The sequence below is a fragment of the Roseomonas sp. AR75 genome, assembly GCF_005222815.1.
Classification (GTDB): domain Bacteria; phylum Pseudomonadota; class Alphaproteobacteria; order Acetobacterales; family Acetobacteraceae; genus Falsiroseomonas.
The window spans coordinates 604,185-622,444 of record NZ_STGB01000002.1 but is presented as its reverse complement, the minus strand read 5'-3'; the positions used below and the strand labels follow the sequence as shown (position 1 = coordinate 622,444).

The following is an 18,260-nucleotide window of genomic DNA, read 5'->3' as shown; positions in this document are numbered from 1 at the left end:
CGCGACGAAGCCTAGGCGTCGCGCTGCCGCGGCGCTTGGACACCACCCTGTGGAGTCCTTGAGTCTTCCTGGAGATCGCGCAGCGGCGCGGTCCAGGTGACGGCAGTGCCGGTCAGGCAAGCCTCGCCGGCGGCATTGCGCACGATGGTGCGCAGCGTGCAGATCGGCTTGTCCTCGCGCAGCGCGATCACCTCCACCTCGGCCTCGATCGTCTCGCCGATCCGCACCGCCTTCGCGAAGCGCCATTCGGTGCCGAGGAAGACGCTGCCGGGACCGGGCAGGTCTTCCGCGACGACGGCATTCAGCAGGCCGGAGGTGACGCCGCCCTGCACGATCAGCCCGCCGAAGGGCGCGCGTGCGGCAAGCGCCGCATCGAAGTGCAGCGGATTCCGATCGCCGGTCATTGCCGCGAACAGCTCAACGTCGCGCGCCGAGGTGGTGCGGCGCCGCGTCGCGCGCTGCCCGGGATGTGGCCGCCCGGCGAGCGTCAGCGCCCAGGGGTCGCCGGTCATCACGCGGCCTCCGGCAGGACGCCGCGCTGCGCGGCGAGCATGTGCGCGACCTCCTGCTTCATCGCCTGGTTCAGCGCCTTGTGCAGCGCCTGCACGCGCGGCAGGTCCCAGTCGAAGGCGGCGATCGCGTCCGTCGCCTCGAACAGCGGCAGGGAGAGTGCGTCGCGCGTCTCCGCATACGCCGCGAAGGCCGCTGGCGTGCCCTGCGCGGCCGCCTCGGCCACCGCCTCGGCGTCGCGCAGCGCGTCGGTGATGCCATGGGCGGTGATCGGGTCCTTGAAGTAGCCGGCATCGCCGACCAGCGCCCAGCCCGGCCCGAAGGCCTGGCGGAAGAAGCCGCGCCGCCCAGCGAAGACCGCGGGCGCGCCGGCGCGCACGCCGCCCTCGACGCGCGCGGCCAGCGCAGGCGAGACCTCGCGCAGGGTCGCCTCGAAGGCCGGGCCCGGCGCGCCGCGGAAGCGGGCGCGATAGGTTGATGGCGGCACCGAGACGAAGACGCAGTGCAGCCCGGCATTGGTCGGGATCGCGCCGGTGCTCGCACCCGGCACGTAGTGCCAGTGGTAGCCCTCGGTGCCGATGCCGGACCAGTAGCCGAACACGGTCGCGCTGGCATGCCGCGCTTCCCGCAGCATCGGCGCCTCGACAAGGCGCGCGACGGCGGAGCCGACGCCGTCGGCGCCGATGACGAGGTCCGCGGCGATCTCCTGCCGCTTGCCGGTGGCGTCCAGCGTGGCGGCGCCGATCACGCGGCCGTCGCTGCGTTCCAGCGCGAAGACGATCTCGCCGTGGCGTACCTCGACGCCGGCCTCCACCGCCGCATCCACCAGCACGGCATCCAGCAGCGACCGTCGCGGCGCGTAGAGTGCCTCCACGCCATCGGCCGCGCGCAGGTCGATCGCGATCTCCTCCGCGCCGTAATGGAAGCTGGTGCGCCGCACCGCGGGCGTGCCGGCCGCGACGATGCGCGGCAGCACGCCCCAGCGCGCGAGCTGCAGCACGCCGCCGCGCATCAGCGCGTGGGTGGAGAGCGTGTCGGTGCCATAGGCGCCGCGGTCCAGCAGCAGCACGCGCATGCCCTTGCGCGCCATCAGCATGGCGGTGGCGGCGCCGGCGCAGCGCGCACCGACGACGAGGGCGTCGTAGCGTGTGGTCATCGCGGATCTCCCTGGGTCAGGCCGCGTCGCGGAAGGTCGATTGGGCGAGGTGCCCGGCTGCCTCGAAGGCGATCGCCGTCGCATCCGCGCCGACGCCGCCGATGAAGGAGGAGCTGCGCCGGCGCAGGAAGCGCAGGCCCAGCACGTAGAGCCCCGGCGCCGGCGTCACGCCGCCGCGGTGGCGGATCTCGCCGGCCGCATCCAGCAGGCCCGGCACGCGCAGCCAGGTGTTGTCGCGGCAATGGCCGGTCGCCCAGACGATGCTGCCGATGCCCTCCGCGACCAGGTCGAGCCGCGCGGGGCCGGGTTCGAAGCCCTGCAGCAGCGCGGGCCACGCCTCGCGTGGCGCGCCCACGCGGTCGGCCACGGCGTCGATGCGTGCGAGCATGCTTTCCAGCGGCTTCTGCGCGCCGGCCACCTGCTCCGGCAGATCTTCCGCGAATTGCGCCAGCCGCCCCGCGGCGCCGCGCATCCGGCCGAGGATGCGCACGCCGAGCGCGCGCAGCGTGCCGAGATCGAGATCCCGCGCTGGCGTGCCGCCGACGAGCTGCGGCGAGGGTTGTGTCCGCGCACGCGCCAGGTCGGCTTGCGCCTCGGCCGCATCCTCCAGCATCCCCGCGCGATCCATCCACCACCAGATGTCGCGGCCGCGATAGCGGCGCAGCGCGCGGGTGTGGCGGCCGGCGGCGAGCGTCACCGCGCGGCCGGCGAGCGCCAGCTCTTCCGCGATCTGCACGGCGGAGGCGCCGGCGCCCACCACCAGCACGCCGCCCGCCGGCAGTTGCGCCGGGTTGCGGTAGTCCGAGGTCGTGACCTGCCGCACGCGCGGCGTCACGCCCGGCGCGAAGCGCGGGACGGAGGGCATGCCGCACTGTCCCGTCGCCACCACCACCACGCGCGTGCGCCAGGTGCCGCGGCTCGTTTCCAGCATCCAGCCGCTGCCGAGCGGGCGCAGGGCGCGCACCGTGCAGTCCGTCTCGACCGGCACGGCGAAGCCGGCGGCGTAGCCGTCGAGGATGTCGGTCACGGCGCGCGCCGGCATGAAGCCGTCGGGATCGTCGCCGTCATACGCCTTGCCCGGCAGGCGCGTCATCCAGTTCGGCGTGAGCAGCCGCAGGTTGTCCCAGCGCTCGCTGCGCCAGCGCTCGCCGATGCGGCCGCGCTCCAGCACGACATGCGCGATGCCGAAGCGGGTGAGCTCATGGCTGATGGCCAGGCCGGCCTGGCCGGCGCCGATGACGATGGCGTCGGTGCTGCGCATGGGATCTGTCCTTGGAAGGGAAGGCGCCGGCCGCGCGGGGCGGCCGGCGCGACGCACTCAGGCCTTGACGGAGACGGAGACCGGCAGGCCGTTGGTGAGCATGTCGAACAGGGCGGAGCGCGCGACGGACTGGCGCACGATCTCCTGCAGCTTGGCCGGCGGCGCGTCGCCGGCGATGTCGAAGCGGACGCGGATCTCCTTGAAGCCGTTCCGCACCTCGTCGGACAGGCCGAGGATGCCGCGCAGGTCGATGTCGCCCTCGATCTCCGCATCCGCCCTGGTCAGCGTCACGCCGCGCGCGGCGGCGATGTTGGCGATGCCGGCGGTCAGGCAGCCGGCCAGCGCATGCAGCAGCCACTCCACCGGCGTCGGCCCGCAATCCTCGCCGCAGAGCACCGCAGGATGGTCGCTGTTGGCGACGGTGGGTGCCTTGTGCACGTGCTCGCCGCCGGCGCCGGAGAAGCTCTCCATCGTCGTCTGCATGTGCGTGCCGGCGAGCCAGGCGCTCTTCGCGCGGAACTGGAATTTCGCCAGCTCGGGCTGGCCCTTCACCACGTTGATCGTGGCGAACAGGGCGGGGGTGTTCACGCCGTGGCTCGGCGGCGGCGGGGCCTTGGTTGGGGCGGGGGCGACGGCTTCGGCGGTGGCGGACATGACGGGTCTCCTCGGGTTGCGCGTTGCTGCGCCCCGCCGCGTCATCCGGTGCCGCGCACCGGCCCCGGGCGGGACGTGGCGGCATCCTGGCGATGCGCGCATCCGCCCGCTTGGAGGCACCCTTGAGGAGTCCTGGAGAAAGCCTGGATTCAGCGGCGCGCGACGCGCCGCGCGATCACGGCGCCGCGATCATCCGCGCGATTGCCGTGTCGCGCGCCGGCGCCGGCGCGCCCGCATCGAAGGCCTCGCCGCGGATCGCGGCCAGGAAGGACGCCGCGAGGTCCTTCACCCGCCAGCGCGCCTGGTAGGCCAGCGTCGCCTCCTCGCTGCCGCCATAGTCGATGGCGGAATCGTCCTGCAGCAACGGCCGCATCGCCGCCGCGGCGGCCTCGCCGAGTGCCAGCAGATGCCGCGCCGGCGGCGTATGCGGCGCGCCCGGCAGGCCCCACATGTCCGCCACCACCGATTGGTGCAGCACCGTCGCATAGGCTTCGGCAAGGTCTGCCGGCGGCACGGCCGGCAGCGCGCCGCTGCGGTCCGCCACCGCCTCTGCCGCCAGGAAGCGCCCCGCGGCGGGCTGCGCGGCATCGGCGGCCAGCGCCGCCAGCGCCTCCGGCATGCCCTTCTCCTGCCAGAGCGCACGCACCGCCGGCGGCGGTCTCAGGAAAAGGCCGCTGTAGCCCAGCCTGATCAGCCGCTCCGCCAAACGCTCCATGATGGCCGCCTCATGCGTAGCGCGTGTCGCCCGTGGGCATCGGGAAGTCGCCGGCGCGACTGGTGAGTTCCCGCCGCAGCGCGGCTTCCTCGAAATCCAGCGATTCCGTCGTGCGCGTCTCGCCGAGGCCGAAGGGGGCGAGGACGTTGCCGATGACCGCCTGCTGCCGCTCGGTGCGGATCTGCTCAAGCCGGTTCATGATCTCGCCCGTCGTCATCTCGCTTGGCATCTTCGCGCCGGCGGTGCCGGCGGCGATGGGCAGGTCGATGGTGTCGGCGCCGGTCGAGGTCGGGTTCCGATTCCACAGATCGGAGGCGAGGCGGAAGCTGGCACTCGGCACGCCGACGGCAACGACGCCGAGCGGCACCAGGGTGGGCGTGTTGGATGCGTCCGATTCCCAGCCCCAGCGCACCGAGCCGTAGAAGGTGCCGGCCTGCGCGCCCTCCACCGCCAGGGCGGTCGTCTCGAACACCTGCCGCGCATTGGCGCCATGCCCCGGCCGCCGCGGCCGGTCGTACAGCGAGGCGTCCTGCTGGATGGTCACGCCGAGGCCGAAGCCCAGGAAGCTCGGGCTGTAGCGATAGCCCCATTGCGCATTGCCCGCGGCCGCCGAGCCGCCGAGCGACTGATCCGTGCCGGTCGGGTCGTCCATGCCGTAGATCGGGTTCCGCCGCTCGGCCAGCCGGTCGATGTAGGTGCCGCCGCCGGGCTGGTCGATCGGCACCGTGCGGGCCGCGGCGGTGGCATTCACCGGGTTGGGCGCGCCCTCATCCATCGCGACGAGGGATTGCGTCAGGCCGATCTTGGTCGCGTCCACCTGCTCGTTTGGCGTGAACACCAGCCGGTCGATCTCGCAGCCATGATGCGACCCGTCCGCGCCATAGACGAGACGGTAGGTCCCCGTGTCCCAGTTTCCTCCGAGCGTCTCCACCGCCCGCTGCACGCCGAGCGGCGCGGCACCGAGCCCCGCCGCAGGGGAGCCGCCGGCCTGCTGCGCGACATGCGCCAGTTCATGCCCCAGCAGGCGGCGACCGGCCTCGCTCTCCGGCGCATAGCGGCCGGAGGCGAAGGCGATGTCGCTGCCGAGTGTGTAGGCCGAGGCATGCATCGCCCGCGCCGTCGCCCCGGCCAACGCGCCCGTATGCACCCGCACCCCGCCGAAATCGCGGCCGAGCCGGCGTTCGAAATAGCTGCGCGTCGGGGCGGGAAGCGCCTGGCCGGCGCTGCCCAGCGCCCCGCCGAGCAGCCGAGGGCCGTCACCGACCGGCCAGAAAGCCGCATCCGCGAGCCCAGGCCCGGACAGCGCCTGTGCGGCCGCGCGGTGGGCAGTGTGCTCATGCACATCGTGCACCGGCCGCACGGGAAGGCTGCGGCTTCTGGGGGCGGGTTCCGCCCGGCGGGGGGCAGGGGGCGCGAACATTGGGCAAGCCTACTCTTCCGCGCATGCGAGAGGCCAGGAAAAGCAGCGGCGGCATGCCGTTCCTCGCGCCAGTGTAACCTTCCTGCGCAGGGCAGCGAAGTGAAGGCGATGACCGGGCGTCGCGGGGCCGTCTCGCGCGGCGGCCGGAGATCGGAGTAGTGTCAGCATGTCCGATGCCGTGTTCTGCACCCATGCGGCCGGCGTCCTGCTCATGAGGGCGGGGCGCCCCGCCGATGCCGCCGACCGCGACGCGCGCGATGCGCGCTGGTCCGGGCTGATGGCGGCTGCCCAGGCGGGCGACAGCCGCGCCTATGACGCGTTGCTGCGCGAATGCCTGCCGTTGCTGCGCGCCATCTGCCGCGCCCGGCTGCGGAATGCGGCGGATGTGGAGGATGCGGTGCAGGATGCGCTGCTGACTATCCATCGCGTGCGCAACACCTACGACCCGTCGCGGCCCTTCCGACCCTGGCTGGCTGCCATCGCCGAGCGCCGGGCGCTGGATCGCGGCCGCAGCCGGGGCCGGTCCAGCGCGCGGGAGGTGGATATCGAGGCGGCCAACGACGTCGCCGCCCCCGGTCGCGACGCAGAAGCCGAGCTCGCGTTGCGCATGGAGGCGGTGGCGCTGCGCCAGGCCGTGGGCGAATTGCCGCAGGCGCAGCGCACGGCGCTCGGGCTGACCAAGATCGAGGACCTGTCCCTGGCGGAGGCCAGCGGCCGGTCGGGCATGAGCGTCGGCGCCCTGAAGGTGGCGACGCACCGCGCGCTCCGGTCGCTACGGCGACGGTTTGGCGTGGAGGAATAGCGTGGCCATGCGGACCGAGGACCTCATCGACCAGCTTGCGACCGGCCTGAAGCCGGTCAGGCGCGTCTGGAACCCGGCCGTGGCGGCGGCCGCATGGCTCGGTTTCGCGGTGGCGGTGATCGCTGGCGCCGTGGCGATCTTCGGCTTCCGCCACGACCTGGCGCAGCGGCTGGCCGGCGGCTTCGACATGCCGCAGCTCGCCCTGTCGGGCCTCACCGGCGTGCTGGCAGGCTTCGCCGCCTTCCAGCTCGCGCTGCCTGATCGCGACCGGCGCTGGGCACTGCTGCCGGTGCCCGCGGCGCTGGGCTGGTTGGCGACGATGGGGTGGGGCTGCGTCGCCGACCTGTTCCGGATGGGGCCGGAAGCGTTGACGCTCACCACCAGCTTCCCCTGCCTGCGGTTCATCGTCGGCTTCGGGGTGCCGCTGACGCTCTGCATGATCTGGCTGACGCGTCATGCGGCACCGATCCGTCCGGTGCCGGTGGCCATGCTCGGCGGGCTTTCGGCCGCCGCGCTGGCCAGCGTGGGCCTCAGCCTGGTGCATCACCTGGATGCGGCGGCGATGGTGCTGGTGTGGCACGGCATCGCGATCCTGCTGACGATGCTGATCGCCTCGCTCATCGGTCCCTGGCTGATGCGCGCGGGGCTGCGCGCGCGCGCGGCCTGACGCGCGGCATGCGCCGGTTCTACGGCTGGGCCACGCCGAACTCGCAGCGCGTATCCATCCTGCTGGAGGAGCTTGGCCTGGACTATGCTGTGACGCCGGTGAATATCCGCGCGCGCGCGCAATTCGCGCCGGAAATCCTGGCGCTCAACCCCTATGGCAAGATCCCGATCCTGGTCGAGGAGGGCGCGCCGCCGCTGTTCGAGAGCGGCGCCATCCTGCTGCATCTCGCGGAGACGCATGGCCGCTTCCTGCCCGCCGCCGGGCCGCAGCGCGCGACGGCGCTGGCCTGGCTGATGGTGGTGCTGACCTCGGTCGGCCCCTTCACCGGCCAGGCGCATCACTGGACCGAACTTGCGCCGGAGAAGCCGGAGGTCGCGCGGCTTCATACGGTGGCGCTCGTCGCGCGGGTCTATGGCGTGCTGGAGCAGCGCCTTGCCGCATCGCCCTTCATCGCGGGCGAGGAGTACGGGCTGGCCGACATCGCCGCCTTCCCCTGGATCGCGCGGCATGGCTGGGCGGAGCAGCGGCTGGAAGACCATCCCGCGCTCGCCCGCTGGTTCAACAGCATCGGCGCGCGGCCGGCGGTCCGGCGCGGCATGCAGGTGCCCGCGGGCGCGCGGCTCGACTGACCGTGAAACCTTTGTCCCGCCCCGTGCGAAGCTGATCCGCAAGCGGCGCCTACCGGCGCCGCAACGGGACGCAACCCATGGATCTGCGTGAGATCGACTACTTCCTGGCCGTGGCGCGCACCATGAACTTCACGCGCGCGGCCGAGCTGTGCGGCGTCACGCAGCCGACGCTGACGCGCGCGATCCAGCGGCTGGAACGCGAGTTCGGCGGCCCGCTGCTGGCGCGCGAGCGCGGCAACACGCATCTCACCGCACTCGGGCGCCTGGTGCATCCGCGGCTGGAGGAAATCGTCGCGCGCAGCCGCGCGCTGCGCGAGCAGGCGACCTTGCACGCCCGGCTGGATGAGGCGGATCTGCAGCTCGGCGTGATGTGCTCGATCGGGCCGGCGCGCTTCGGCAGCTTCCTCAGCCGCTTCCGCGCGCGCCGGCCCGGCATCGCCATCACGCTGGCGGACGCCACGCCGGAGAGGCTATGCGAGCGCCTGCTGCGCGGCGAGCTGGATGCGGCACTGACCGCGCTGCCGGCGGGGCAGGCAGAGCGGCTGCGTGCGCAGACGCTCTATACCGAGAACTTCCGCGTTGCCTGCGCACCCACGCACCCCTTCGCCACGCGCCCCGTGATCCGCATGCGCGACATGGATGGGCAGGTGTATCTGTCCCGCATCAATTGCGAGCATCGCGAGGTGCTGGGCGACGCGCTGCGCGCCTTGGGCGCGACGCTGGTGCATGCCTGCCGCAGCGAGCGGGAGGACTGGATCCAGAGCCTGGTCGCGGCCGGCATGGGCGTCTGCTTCCTGCCGGAATACAGCGCGGCGCAGCCTGGGCTGCTGCTGCGCCAGATCGAGGATGCGCCGCCGGCGCGCACCGTCTGCCTGGTGACCGTCGCGGGCCGGCGGTGGTCCTCCGCGCTCGGCTGCTTCATCGCGGCGACGCGTCGCGAGTCCTGGCAGGCCGGCTGATCGCCTCGATACGCCGGGCGCATCGAATCGATGCGTGCCCAGACGTGGCCGCCCGTCCGGTGCGTCCCGATACTTCACGAGCCGTGAATCGCCGCGCCCGGCGCCGCGGCCTCGCGCGCGTCCTTCGCTGCCGCATCGAGCGGACAACGGAAGAAGAATCGCGCCGATCCTGCCCGACCTGAGGGCCGTTGCCGCCGGCGCGTACGGCGGATGGGACCGGCCACGTCAAACGATCGAAGAACAGGAGCAAGTCGATGCCTCTCTCACTCCGCCGCCTCGTCGTCGCCGCCACGCTTGCCGGTGGCGCCATGGCTTGCGCGGCCACACCGGCCATGGCGCAGAGCTATCCGCGCGTCGTCGGCCAGGGCGAGAACCTGATGGTGGACTACGGTCCGATGGGCCAGGGCACACTGGTCGGTGGCGGCCGCGTGATGGTGACGCAGCCCAACGGGATGGATTTCGAGATCGTGCATCTCGACAGCGTCTTCGTGCAGCAGCCGCGGCCCGGCTATGTGCCGATGGTGGTCGGCCAGGGCGAGAACCAGACGACGATCTACGTGCCGCAGGCGACGATGGACCAGCTTCGCCAGGCGCGCGCGCGCCAGCGCTGAGCATGGGATGGCGGGGCCGGTGCAGGCCGGCTCCGCCGACAAACAGGAGAGCCGCGCTACCCCTGAGGGCAGCGCGGCTTTTCGGCATGGACGACTGGGCGACGGAAAGGGCCGCGCCGGGGCGCGGCCCGCGGTTCAGGCGAAGCGCCGGCCGATCAGCGGCAGGCGCCACAGCCAGCCCGGGATCTCGTGCCGGTGCAGCACCAGGATCAGCGCGGCCATCGCCAGCGTGAACACTGCTTCCTTGAACAGCACGCCGCCATCGCCATACGGGTCGATGCCCAGCGGGCTGACCACATGGAAGAAGATCGCGCCGGCCATCGTCGCGAAGGACAGCGCCGCGCCGGGCACGCGCGTCCAGGGCAGCAGCACCAGCACCGCGGCGATGATCTCCTGCGTGGCGACGAAGAGGCGGAAGGGCTTCTCGCCGCCCGGCGTGCCGAGCCAGTCCGACAGGATGGTGAAGAGATGCACCGATCCTTCGTTGCCGGTCAGCTTGTACTGCTCGTAGTAGCCGAACTCCCAGGCGATCCAGCCGGCGGCGAGCCAGGAGGCGATGCGCGCCGCGCGCGGCATCGCGGCCAGGCCCGCCGCGCCGATCGGCGCTTTGCGCGGGGATGACGCAGCGTCCGCCGCGACGGACATCAGGCCTGCATTCATGGGTGTGCTCCTCGTGCCGAAGGATGCGCGCACCCTGCGCGCGCCATGCGGCCCGAAGCTGCTTCGCCCGGCCGCCGCGGAGGTTACGCCCCGCGGCGGCCTGCCGGCCGTCAGAGGATCAGGTCGGCGGCGGTGATGCCCGCGGGCAGGTTGTTCAGCGTCACCATGAACTCGGCATTCGCGGCGTTGCCGTCCGTGTTGACGATCACCACCGTGGCACTGCCCGAGAGGTACCAGGCGATCTGGTTGTTCGCCGTGAAGCTGGCGCCGGGATCGTCCTTGAGCGTCAGCCCGCCGAAGGCGCTGAAGTCGAGCTGGTCGCCCGTGTTGCCGAAATCGGTGATCACGTCGTTGGTGTCGTGCACGGAGAGGAACACGAAATGGTCGCCGCCCGCGCCACCGGCCAGCGTGTCCGCGCCGTAGCCGCCGATGAGGGTGTCGTCGCCGCCGCGGCCTCGGATCGTGTCGTTGCCGGAGCCGCCATACAGCGTATCGCCCAGGCTGGTGGAGCCGGTCAGCGTGTCGTTGCCGGCACCGCCATAGAGCAGCGGGTTGCCGTTCAGCGAGTCGTGGTCGTCGCCGCCATACATGGTGGAGCCGCCGGCGCCGCCATTCAGCGTGTCGTTGCCGCCACCGCCGATCACCACGTCGTCGTTGCCGCCGCCGGAGAGCACGTCATTGCCCGGCCCGCCATCGATCCAGTCATTCCCGGTGTTTCCGGTGACGTTGTCGTCACCGTTGCCGCCGACCAGCCCGTCGGCATTGGAGCCGCCGGTGATGGTGTCGTTGCCGCCGCCGCCATCGATCCGGTCGGCGCCCGACGTGCCGGCGATGTTGTTCGCACCGTCGCCATAGACCACATAGCTGCCGCCTGGTGCCGGTGGCGTCGGCGGGTTGTCGTTCGGATCGCCGGCGCCGGTGAAGGGGCTCGGCAGGAACGCCTCGTCGCGGCCGGCGATGTCCACCGTGATGGTGGTCGTCGTGCCGTCGAGCGCGGTGACCTGCAGGCTGTCCTGCAGGCTGTCGCCGGTGTTCAGCGCCTGCACCGCGGGATCCGCGTTGCGCAGCGTATAGGTCCATTCCCCCGTGGCGAGCAGGAAGGTGAAGTCGCCATAGGCACCTGCCAGGCTGCCATGCGTCAGGAAGCCGGCCTCGCCGGGATCGGGGTCGATCACGGTCAGCGTGCCGCCGTCCATCAACGCCCCGTCTTCCATCACATCGCCACCGGTGGTGCCGGTGAAGCTGGCCGGATCGGCGACGGGGGCCACGGTGATGTCCACCAGCTGCGTCGCGGTGCCGCCCTTGCCGTCGCTGATCGTGACGGTGAAGCTGTCGGTGCCGGAGAAGTTGGTGTCGGGCGAGTACCAGAACTCGCCGGTGGAGCCGAGCAGCAGCACGCTGCCATGCGCCGGCTCGTCGCCCGCCTGGATGCTGTAGGTCAGCGCGTCGTTGTCGGCGTCGCTGGCGTTCACGTCACCGGCGATGGAGCTGTCCTCCTCGCCCACGCCACCGGTGTAGCCCTGCGCCACCGGCGCATCGCCGGTCGGCTCGACCACGATCTCCACCACCTGCAGCGTCACGCCGCCATGGCCGTCGCGGATCGTCACGGTGAAGCTGTCGCTGCCGAAGAAGTCGGGGTCGGGCGTGTAGGTGAAGGCGCCGCTGTCGCCATCGAGCAGCACGCCGCCGTTGAAGGGACCGTCACCCGCCTCGACAGTGAAGACCAGGTCGTCGGCATCGGGGTCGGAGGCCTGGACGCTGCCGAGGATCGGCGCGTCCTCCGCCCCCGTGCCGCCGGTGAAGCCCTGCGCCACCGGCGCGTCGTTCATCGGCGCGACGGTGATGCCGACGAATTGCGCGGTGACGCCGCCCTGCCCGTCGCTGATCGTGACGGTGAAGCCGTCGGCGCCGGAGAAATCGGCATCGGGGGTGTAGGTCACCGCGCCGCTGCCCGCATCCAGGTCCACCACGCCATGCGCGGGGCCATCGCCGACCGCGATGGTAAAGGTCAGCGGATCGCCATCGGGGTCGGAGGCGGCGATGTCGAAGGAGACCGCCGCGTCCTCGTTCGTGCCGATCGCGATCTCCGCCGCAGCCTCCGGCGCGTCGTTCACCGCGGCGACGGCGATCTCGACAAGCTGCAGCGCGGTGCCGCCGCGACCGTCTCTGATCGTCACCGTGAAGCTGTCGGCGCCGTGGAAATCCGGGTCGGGGGTGTAGAGGAAGGCGCCCGTGCCGGCCTCGATCTCGACGCTGCCATGCGCAGGGCCGTCGCCGGCCTCGACGCTGAAGCTCAGCAGGTCGCCGTCGCCGTCGCTCGCCTGCACGGCGCCAGCGATGCCGCTATCCTCCTCGCCGACGCCGCCGGTGAAGCCTTCGGCGAGCGGCACGGCATTCGCCTCGGCGGGGTCGTCGGTGGAGAGCACCAGGTCGTCGGCCGACCAGCCGATCGCGCCGCTCACCAGCGAGCCGAGGGTCAGGTCCTTCGCGCCACCATCGCTGAAGGCATCGAAGAAGGCCGCGGCGTCGCCGGCGAAGGCGACGTCGTCGATGCTGATGCTGCGCCCGACATAGTCGATCTTCACCTTGGCGCCATCGGTCAGCATGCCGAGCATCAGCTCGCCGGCCGAGGCGTCCTGGATCCAGCCGCCCTGCTTGTCGCCATTGGTGTCGGCGATGGTCTTGCCGTCGCTGTCGATCACCACGCCGGCGCTGCCGCCATTGGCGACGCGCACGGTGAAGCTGGCGGCGACCAGCACCTTGCCCTGCTTGATCTCGAAGTTGATCGCGTCGCCTTCGTTCAGCCGCGTCGCGCCGCCATTCGGGTCGAAGCCGCTGCCGTTGAGGAAGCCGAAGCCGGTGTCGTTGGAGAACATCACGCGGTTGCCGGTCTCGCTGCCTTCCAGACTCGCGCCGGACAGGCGCCCGGCATTGGCCTTGCCGAGCCCTGTGATCGCCACCGCGTCGTCGCTCTCGTCGAGCGTTCCTGTCACGTCGAAGACGCGACCACCGCCGGCGACGTCGGCGATGTTCTGCGCGGTCACACCCTGGCCGACGCGCAGGTCGCCGCTGCTGGAGACCTGGCCCGAAGCGGCGACGTTCACGCCGTCCGACAGGTCGATGCCCAGCGCCTGCTGCGCCGCCGCGCTGCCGGTGAAGGCGAGAAGCTGCTGCCACTCGCTGCCGGTGTAGTCCACCACCTTGGTGCCGAAGTCGCGGATGGCGAAATCCGTTGCGGATTCCAGCAGCTCGAACTGCGGGCCGGAGGTGCCGGCGCTCTCGAACCGCACTGCGCGGATGCCAAACCAGATCTGCTCGATCGCCATGATCATCGTCCCTGGCCGCGGCGTTGGATCGCCGGGCGGACGTTCTATTCACCGCATGACGCGGAAACGGCCAGCAACCGGCAATTGCGCCAACGCGGGTCTGCACACCACCAGGGTGACAACCCTACAATGCGGTTTTCTGCGCTTCTGCCTGGGCTTTCTGGCGCAGCGGGCAGGACCTCCTCGCGTAACCGCCGCAGTTTTCCGCGCCTTGCGGGAAAGCCGTACGATGTGCAGACGCAACGTCCAGCCACACCCTCCGCAACCGCGACGGGCACGGCGGGCCACATCGGCGGCGCAACAAATCATCCAATTCAAGACAGTGTGGAAACGGCTCAGCCGCCCAGGTTGGACAGCACCCGGGTGGCGATCAGCAGGAGCGTGGCGATGAACAGCGCGCGCAAGGCGCGGTCGGGCATGCGCCGCGACAGCCGCGCGGCGCTTGGCGCGACGAGCATGGCCGGCAGGGCGAGCAGTGCCGCCGCGGCCAACGCCACCTGCCCGATCGCATCGCCCGGTGCACCGGGCGGTGCCTTCTCCAGCGCGAAGAGCAGCGCGGAGGGCAGGGCGATCACCAGGTTGAAGCTGGCGCCGGCGCCCACGGCCCGCAACAGCGGCACGCCGAACAGCCCCAGCACCGGCCCGCTGAGCGTGCCCGCGCCGATGCCGAGCCCCGCCGCCAGGAACCCCACCAGCCCCGGTGCCAGCAGACCCGCCGCGCCTCGCGGCAGGTCGCTGCTCACACGCAGGCGGCGCCCTGCGAGCATCTGCGCCGACAGCAGCAGCATCAGCGCCGCGAACGTGATCAGCGCAAGTGCCTGCGGCACGACATGTGCGGCGCCGAGACCGAGCAGGCCGCCGACCGCCAGCGCGGGCGTCCAGGCGCGCAGGATCGTCCTGTCCAGCGTGCCCGCGCGCGCATGCCCCCAAACCGCGGGCGCCGCGGCGAGTGCGACCACAAGGTGAGCGGTGCCGACCGAGACGGGCAGGCGCGTCATCGGCGGCACCCCGATCGCGGCGAAGACATCCAGCAGCACCGGTACCGCGATGACGCCGCCGCCGATGCCGAGCAATCCGCCGACGGCGCCGATTGCCGCCCCGGCAGCGCCAAGCGCGAGGATGGCGGGCAAGGCATAGCCGGCGATGGACTCGATCACCCCTGAAGGTCTCGCGCCACGCGGCGCGGCTGGCAAGACTCAGCGGCGGGGGAGGCCGAACAACGGACGCAGACGGATGCCGATCCAGCAGCCCGGCAGCACCGCCAGCAGCCATACGAAGCCGTGCAGGCTGGCCGAGCCGGCGCCGCCGATGAAGGCGCCGACATTGCAGCCGAAGGACAGCCGCGCGCCGATCCCCATCAGCAACCCGCCCAGCACCGCACCCGCCGTGCCGCGCCGGCCGAGCGGCACGCCATGCCGCAGCCCGCCCGCCGCCGCCGCCGCGACAAGCGCGCCCAGCAGCAGGCCGAGATCGGCCAGCGAGGAATGCGAGGCGAGCGCCGGCCCGTGCAGCGCCGCGCGGCTCCAGCCCTCCGCCCAGAAGGCGAAGCGGGTGAGATCGATCCCGACCGCCTGCACGGTCTTGGCGCCCCAGAGCGTCAGTCCCGTGGTGATGCCCCAGGGCAGGCCAGAGGCGAGGAACAGCAGCGCCGCCAGAAACCCGATCGCTGCGGCAGCGCGAAGCCGTTGCATCTCCGGCCGCGCGCCGCGCAGGATCAGCAGCGCGCCGGCGGCGAGCAGCGCCTCGGTCAGCAGCAGCGCACGCCAGGGGCCGAACTCCTCGACCAGATCCACCGTGCCGAGATCGGGCAAGGCGAGGCCCATCGGCAGCAGCAGGCTGCCGATCACGCCGCCGAGGCAGAAGAAGGGCAGCGCCACCCACATCCGACGCGAGCCCTGGCCGGCCGCGACCAGCACACCGGAGCCGCAGCCATTGGCGATCTGCATGCCGATGCCGAAGATCATGGCGCCCAGGATCAGTGGCAGCCCGATCGGGGCGACGAAGCGGCCGTATTCCGGCAGCAGCGCCGCCATCGGCACGATGACCGGCGCAACGATGGCGGGAATGACGAAGGTCGCGGCGAGCGCGCGGCCATCGCCCTCGACCAGCAGCGCGCGGAAGCCGCCGGCGAAGCCGAAATCCAGCAGCACGAAGGCGGCACCGAGCAGCAGCGCCACGGCGAAGACGCCGGGCAAGGCGGCATCGGGCAGGCCCGGCAGCGTCGCCGCCGTGGCCAGCACGGCGCCCAGCCCGACGATTAGCGCGCCGGCATTGACGCGCGTGCGGGCCGCGCCGGTGGACATTTCAGCCGGCGGCCTGGCGCACCAGGCGGTCCAGCAGCGCCTCCGTCATCGCCTGCTGATCGGGCGGCACGGTGATGCCGTGCCGTGCGAAGACTCGGCGCGCGATGTCGGCGCCGGTGCTGCGCGTGACGAAGACGCGGCCGGCGGCATCCTCCCAGACCAGCACGCGCATCGGCAGGTCCAGTGCCAGCGTGGGCTGTTGCGCCATCGCGCCGGTGCCCGCGCGCGGATTGCCGAACAGCACCACGGTGCGCGCAGGCAGCGTCAGACCGGCCTGCCGGGCCGCGGCGGCGTGGTCCACCTCGCCGAACACCACCCAGCCTTCCTGCCGTACTGCCGTGGCAAAGCGGTCCAGCGTGGGGCGGACGGCATGCGCGCTCGGCAGGGTGACGAGGCCGCCATCCTGCGCCGCGGCCGTCGCCGGCCGCAGCATCGGCCAGAGCGCGACAAGCGCCAGGGAGGCGCGGCGCGCGAGGGATGGCGGGGCGGGGAGGGGCATGCGGGCGCTCCTTCGCTGGCGGGCGATGCGGCGCATTCGGCCGGCTTGCGAGGAAGGTTACGGACGCCGTGCTTGACATGGAAATTTCATTCATGGAAGCTGATGAAATATCCACTTCATGAGACGCCACGACCCTCCGCATGAATGCCGTCGTCCCGCTGGTGAAGCTGATCGAGGATCGTGCCGGGGACCTCTCCCCAGCGCAGCGCGCGCTGGCGCGGCATGTCGCCGGCAACTACCAGGCCGTGGCCTTCTCCACCGTCGCCGACCTGGCCCGCGCGGTGGGGGTGAGCGAGGCGACGGTGGTGCGCTTCGCCAATGCGCTCGGCTTCAGCGGCTATCCTGCCCTGCAGCAGGAGGTACGGCGCATGGTGCGCGCCGATCTCAAGGGCACCGACCGGCTGAGCCGCGCGGCGCCGCCTTCCACGGCCGATGGCGGTGCCCTGGCGCGGGTGATGCGCAAGGAAATGGAGAACATCGCGCGCCTGCCGGAGATGCAGGACGGCGCCGCGCTGGCCGAGGCCGCCGGCGTGCTGCGCGGCGCGCGGCGCGTGCTGGTGGTCGGCGCGCGCGCCACCGCGCCGCTCGCCTTCCACCTGTGGTTCGCGCTGGACAAGCTCGGGCTCGACGTCTCACGGTCGCTGACCGCAGACACCGAGGCGACGGACCGTCTCGGCCGCATGGATCACCGTGACGCGGTGGTGGTGATCGGCTTCCCGCGCTACCTGCGTGCGCTGGTGGCGGTGCTGGATTTCGCGCGCCGCCGCGGCGTGCGGCGCGTCGTCGTCACCGACAGCCCCTTCTCCGACTTGAAGGGCGAGATCGGTCTGCATGTCGCCGCCGAGTCCGCTTCCTTCGTCGCCTTCCACGCTGCGCCGCTGATCCTGCTGAACGCGCTGATCGAGGAGGTCGCAGCCGCCGATCGCGCCGGTGCGCTGCGCGCCCTGCAGGATTTCGAGGCCGTGGCGGAAGAACACGCCTATTTCCAGCGAAGCTGAACGGGGGAGGACCAAGACCATGCTTCCAGTCTCTTCTGTCGTGCTGAAGCGGCGCCTGCTGCTCGGCGCCGGCACCGCAATCCTGGCGCGGCCTGCTTTGGCCCAGGGCAGCGTCGACATGACCAGGCGCGAGAACCTCTCGCTCGGCAGCGTCGCCGCGTCGTCCAGCGTCTATGCCTTCGCGGTCGCGCTGACCGGCGTGGTGCGCAAGCACGACCCGGCGATGAGCGTCACCGCGGTGGAAGGCGGCGGCGGCTTCGACCATGCACGGCTGATGAAAAATCGCGTGCTGGATTTCTCCGTCTCCGGCAGCCCGGCCGTGGCGCAGGCGGTGCGCACCGGCAGCGGCGCCTTCCAGCGCGAGGGCGCCTGGGATGCGGTGCGGCTGATGTTCATGCGCAATGTCAGCGTCACGCGGATCTATGTCCGCGCCGACGCCGCCGCGCAGCACCACATCGCAGGCTTCTCCGGCCTGGCGCGCCAGCGCATGGGGCCGGGCGTGCCGGGCACGCGCGACATGCAGCGCATTGTCGAGGCGAACCGCGTGTTCAACACCGGCATCGTCATGACGCCGGCCTCACTGGAGGACACCGCGAACCAGCTTCGCGCCGGGCGCATCGTGGCGATGGGCAAGGGCAGCCCGCATGACCGCTTCGACGCCGCCACGCTTGCGCTGCACTACCAGACGCCGCTGACGGTCGTCGGCTTCAGCGCGGAGCAGGCGCGCCAGCTTCAGGCCGCCGATCCGCTCAACACCTTCATCGAGACGCCGAAGGGCGGCATTCGCGAATTGCCGGAGGTCGGCCCACTGCAGGAGATGAGCTCCTCCGTGATGGTGATGTCCAGCAGCAACATGCCGCAGGATGTCGGCTACCGCGTGATGCGCGCGGCGAAGCTGGGCTGGGAGGAGATCAACCAGGCCTTCGCGCCCACCACCGGGCTCGATCCCATCCTCGATGCCTTCCGGCAGACGCCGGAGATCGAGGGGCTGTTCTTCCATGCCGGCGTGGTGCAGTTCGCGAAGGAGCAGGGCATCGCCGTTCCCGCCCGGCTGATCCCGCCCGAATATGCCGGCCCGCGCTGAGGCCGG

18 protein-coding genes are annotated in these 18,260 nt (G+C 71.9%); 7 read left to right on the top strand and 11 right to left on the bottom strand.

Translation table 11 applies throughout. The features are described from left to right. Positions 1–11: 11 nt before the first annotated feature. The 6 genes from E4T13_RS10925 to E4T13_RS10900 all read right to left on the bottom strand — a co-directional run bounded on the left by E4T13_RS10925 (position 12) and on the right by E4T13_RS10900 (position 5,656). A complete protein-coding gene (locus E4T13_RS10925) occupies positions 12–512 on the bottom strand; it encodes a MaoC family dehydratase (RefSeq protein ID WP_137178289.1) in 501 nt (166 codons plus the stop codon). Next, positions 512–1,666, bottom strand: coding sequence for an NAD(P)/FAD-dependent oxidoreductase (locus tag E4T13_RS10920; protein ID WP_137178288.1), 1,155 nt, complete (start codon positions 1,664–1,666; stop codon positions 512–514). The genes E4T13_RS10925 and E4T13_RS10920 overlap by 1 nt, the downstream gene beginning before the upstream one ends. Before the next feature lie 16 nt (positions 1,667–1,682). Next, a complete protein-coding gene (locus tag E4T13_RS10915) occupies positions 1,683–2,927 on the bottom strand; it encodes an NAD(P)-binding domain-containing protein (RefSeq protein WP_137178287.1) in 1,245 nt (414 codons plus the stop codon). Positions 2,928–2,984: 57 nt separating this feature from the next. Next, the gene (locus E4T13_RS10910) at positions 2,985–3,581 is read right to left on the bottom strand and encodes an OsmC family protein (RefSeq protein ID WP_137178286.1); all 597 of its coding nucleotides are present in this window, start codon (positions 3,579–3,581) and stop codon (positions 2,985–2,987) included. A 175-nt stretch (positions 3,582–3,756) separates the two neighbouring features. Beyond that, positions 3,757–4,296 carry a hypothetical protein gene (locus E4T13_RS10905; RefSeq protein ID WP_137178285.1) on the bottom strand — a complete coding sequence of 180 codons (540 nt, stop codon included), beginning with the start codon at positions 4,294–4,296 and terminating at the stop codon, positions 3,757–3,759. A gap of 10 nt (positions 4,297–4,306) precedes the next feature. Then, positions 4,307–5,656, bottom strand: a complete 1,350-nt coding sequence (locus E4T13_RS10900; RefSeq protein ID WP_170984931.1) for a DUF4157 domain-containing protein — start codon at positions 5,654–5,656, stop codon at positions 4,307–4,309. Positions 5,657–5,882: 226 nt separating this feature from the next. Here E4T13_RS10900 and E4T13_RS10895 point away from each other — a divergent pair, with 226 nt between their 5' ends. The 5 genes from E4T13_RS10895 to E4T13_RS10875 all read left to right on the top strand — a co-directional run bounded on the left by E4T13_RS10895 (position 5,883) and on the right by E4T13_RS10875 (position 9,384). Beyond that, positions 5,883–6,518 (top strand): RNA polymerase sigma factor, encoded by a 636-nt coding sequence (locus tag E4T13_RS10895; protein WP_240791075.1) that lies wholly within the window; start codon positions 5,883–5,885, stop codon positions 6,516–6,518. A gap of 7 nt (positions 6,519–6,525) precedes the next feature. After that, positions 6,526–7,185: an NrsF family protein gene (locus tag E4T13_RS10890; RefSeq protein ID WP_137178283.1), complete on the top strand. Its 660-nt coding sequence runs from the start codon at positions 6,526–6,528 to the stop codon at positions 7,183–7,185. A gap of 8 nt (positions 7,186–7,193) precedes the next feature. After that, positions 7,194–7,814: a glutathione S-transferase family protein gene (locus E4T13_RS10885; RefSeq protein WP_137178282.1), complete on the top strand. Its 621-nt coding sequence runs from the start codon at positions 7,194–7,196 to the stop codon at positions 7,812–7,814. Positions 7,815–7,891: 77 nt separating this feature from the next. Further along, a complete protein-coding gene (locus E4T13_RS10880) occupies positions 7,892–8,773 on the top strand; it encodes a LysR family transcriptional regulator (protein ID WP_137178281.1) in 882 nt (293 codons plus the stop codon). A 254-nt stretch (positions 8,774–9,027) separates the two neighbouring features. After that, positions 9,028–9,384, top strand: coding sequence for a hypothetical protein (locus E4T13_RS10875; RefSeq protein ID WP_137178280.1), 357 nt, complete (start codon positions 9,028–9,030; stop codon positions 9,382–9,384). Positions 9,385–9,519: 135 nt separating this feature from the next. Here E4T13_RS10875 and E4T13_RS10870 read toward each other — a convergent pair whose 3' ends face one another. The 5 genes from E4T13_RS10870 to E4T13_RS10850 all read right to left on the bottom strand — a co-directional run bounded on the left by E4T13_RS10870 (position 9,520) and on the right by E4T13_RS10850 (position 16,172). Continuing rightward, a complete protein-coding gene (locus E4T13_RS10870) occupies positions 9,520–10,044 on the bottom strand; it encodes a hypothetical protein (RefSeq protein WP_137178279.1) in 525 nt (174 codons plus the stop codon). Between the two features lie 110 nt (positions 10,045–10,154). Then, the gene (locus E4T13_RS10865; RefSeq protein ID WP_170984930.1) at positions 10,155–13,370 is read right to left on the bottom strand and encodes a tandem-95 repeat protein; all 3,216 of its coding nucleotides are present in this window, start codon (positions 13,368–13,370) and stop codon (positions 10,155–10,157) included. Between the two features lie 335 nt (positions 13,371–13,705). Continuing rightward, complete coding sequence (locus tag E4T13_RS10860; RefSeq protein WP_170984929.1) at positions 13,706–14,527, bottom strand: sulfite exporter TauE/SafE family protein; 822 nt, start codon at positions 14,525–14,527, stop codon at positions 13,706–13,708. A gap of 39 nt (positions 14,528–14,566) precedes the next feature. After that, positions 14,567–15,673 carry a YeeE/YedE thiosulfate transporter family protein gene (locus E4T13_RS10855; RefSeq protein WP_137178276.1) on the bottom strand — a complete coding sequence of 369 codons (1,107 nt, stop codon included), beginning with the start codon at positions 15,671–15,673 and terminating at the stop codon, positions 14,567–14,569. Between the two features lies 1 nt (position 15,674). Then, the gene (locus tag E4T13_RS10850; RefSeq protein WP_170984928.1) at positions 15,675–16,172 is read right to left on the bottom strand and encodes a DUF302 domain-containing protein; all 498 of its coding nucleotides are present in this window, start codon (positions 16,170–16,172) and stop codon (positions 15,675–15,677) included. Between the two features lie 140 nt (positions 16,173–16,312). On the opposite strand from E4T13_RS10850, the gene E4T13_RS10845 reads away from it, so the two are divergent. Then, a complete protein-coding gene (locus E4T13_RS10845; protein WP_137178274.1) occupies positions 16,313–17,170 on the top strand; it encodes a MurR/RpiR family transcriptional regulator in 858 nt (285 codons plus the stop codon). A gap of 19 nt (positions 17,171–17,189) precedes the next feature. After that, positions 17,190–18,254: a TAXI family TRAP transporter solute-binding subunit gene (locus E4T13_RS10840; RefSeq protein ID WP_137178273.1), complete on the top strand. Its 1,065-nt coding sequence runs from the start codon at positions 17,190–17,192 to the stop codon at positions 18,252–18,254. Positions 18,255–18,260: the final 6 nt, after the last annotated feature.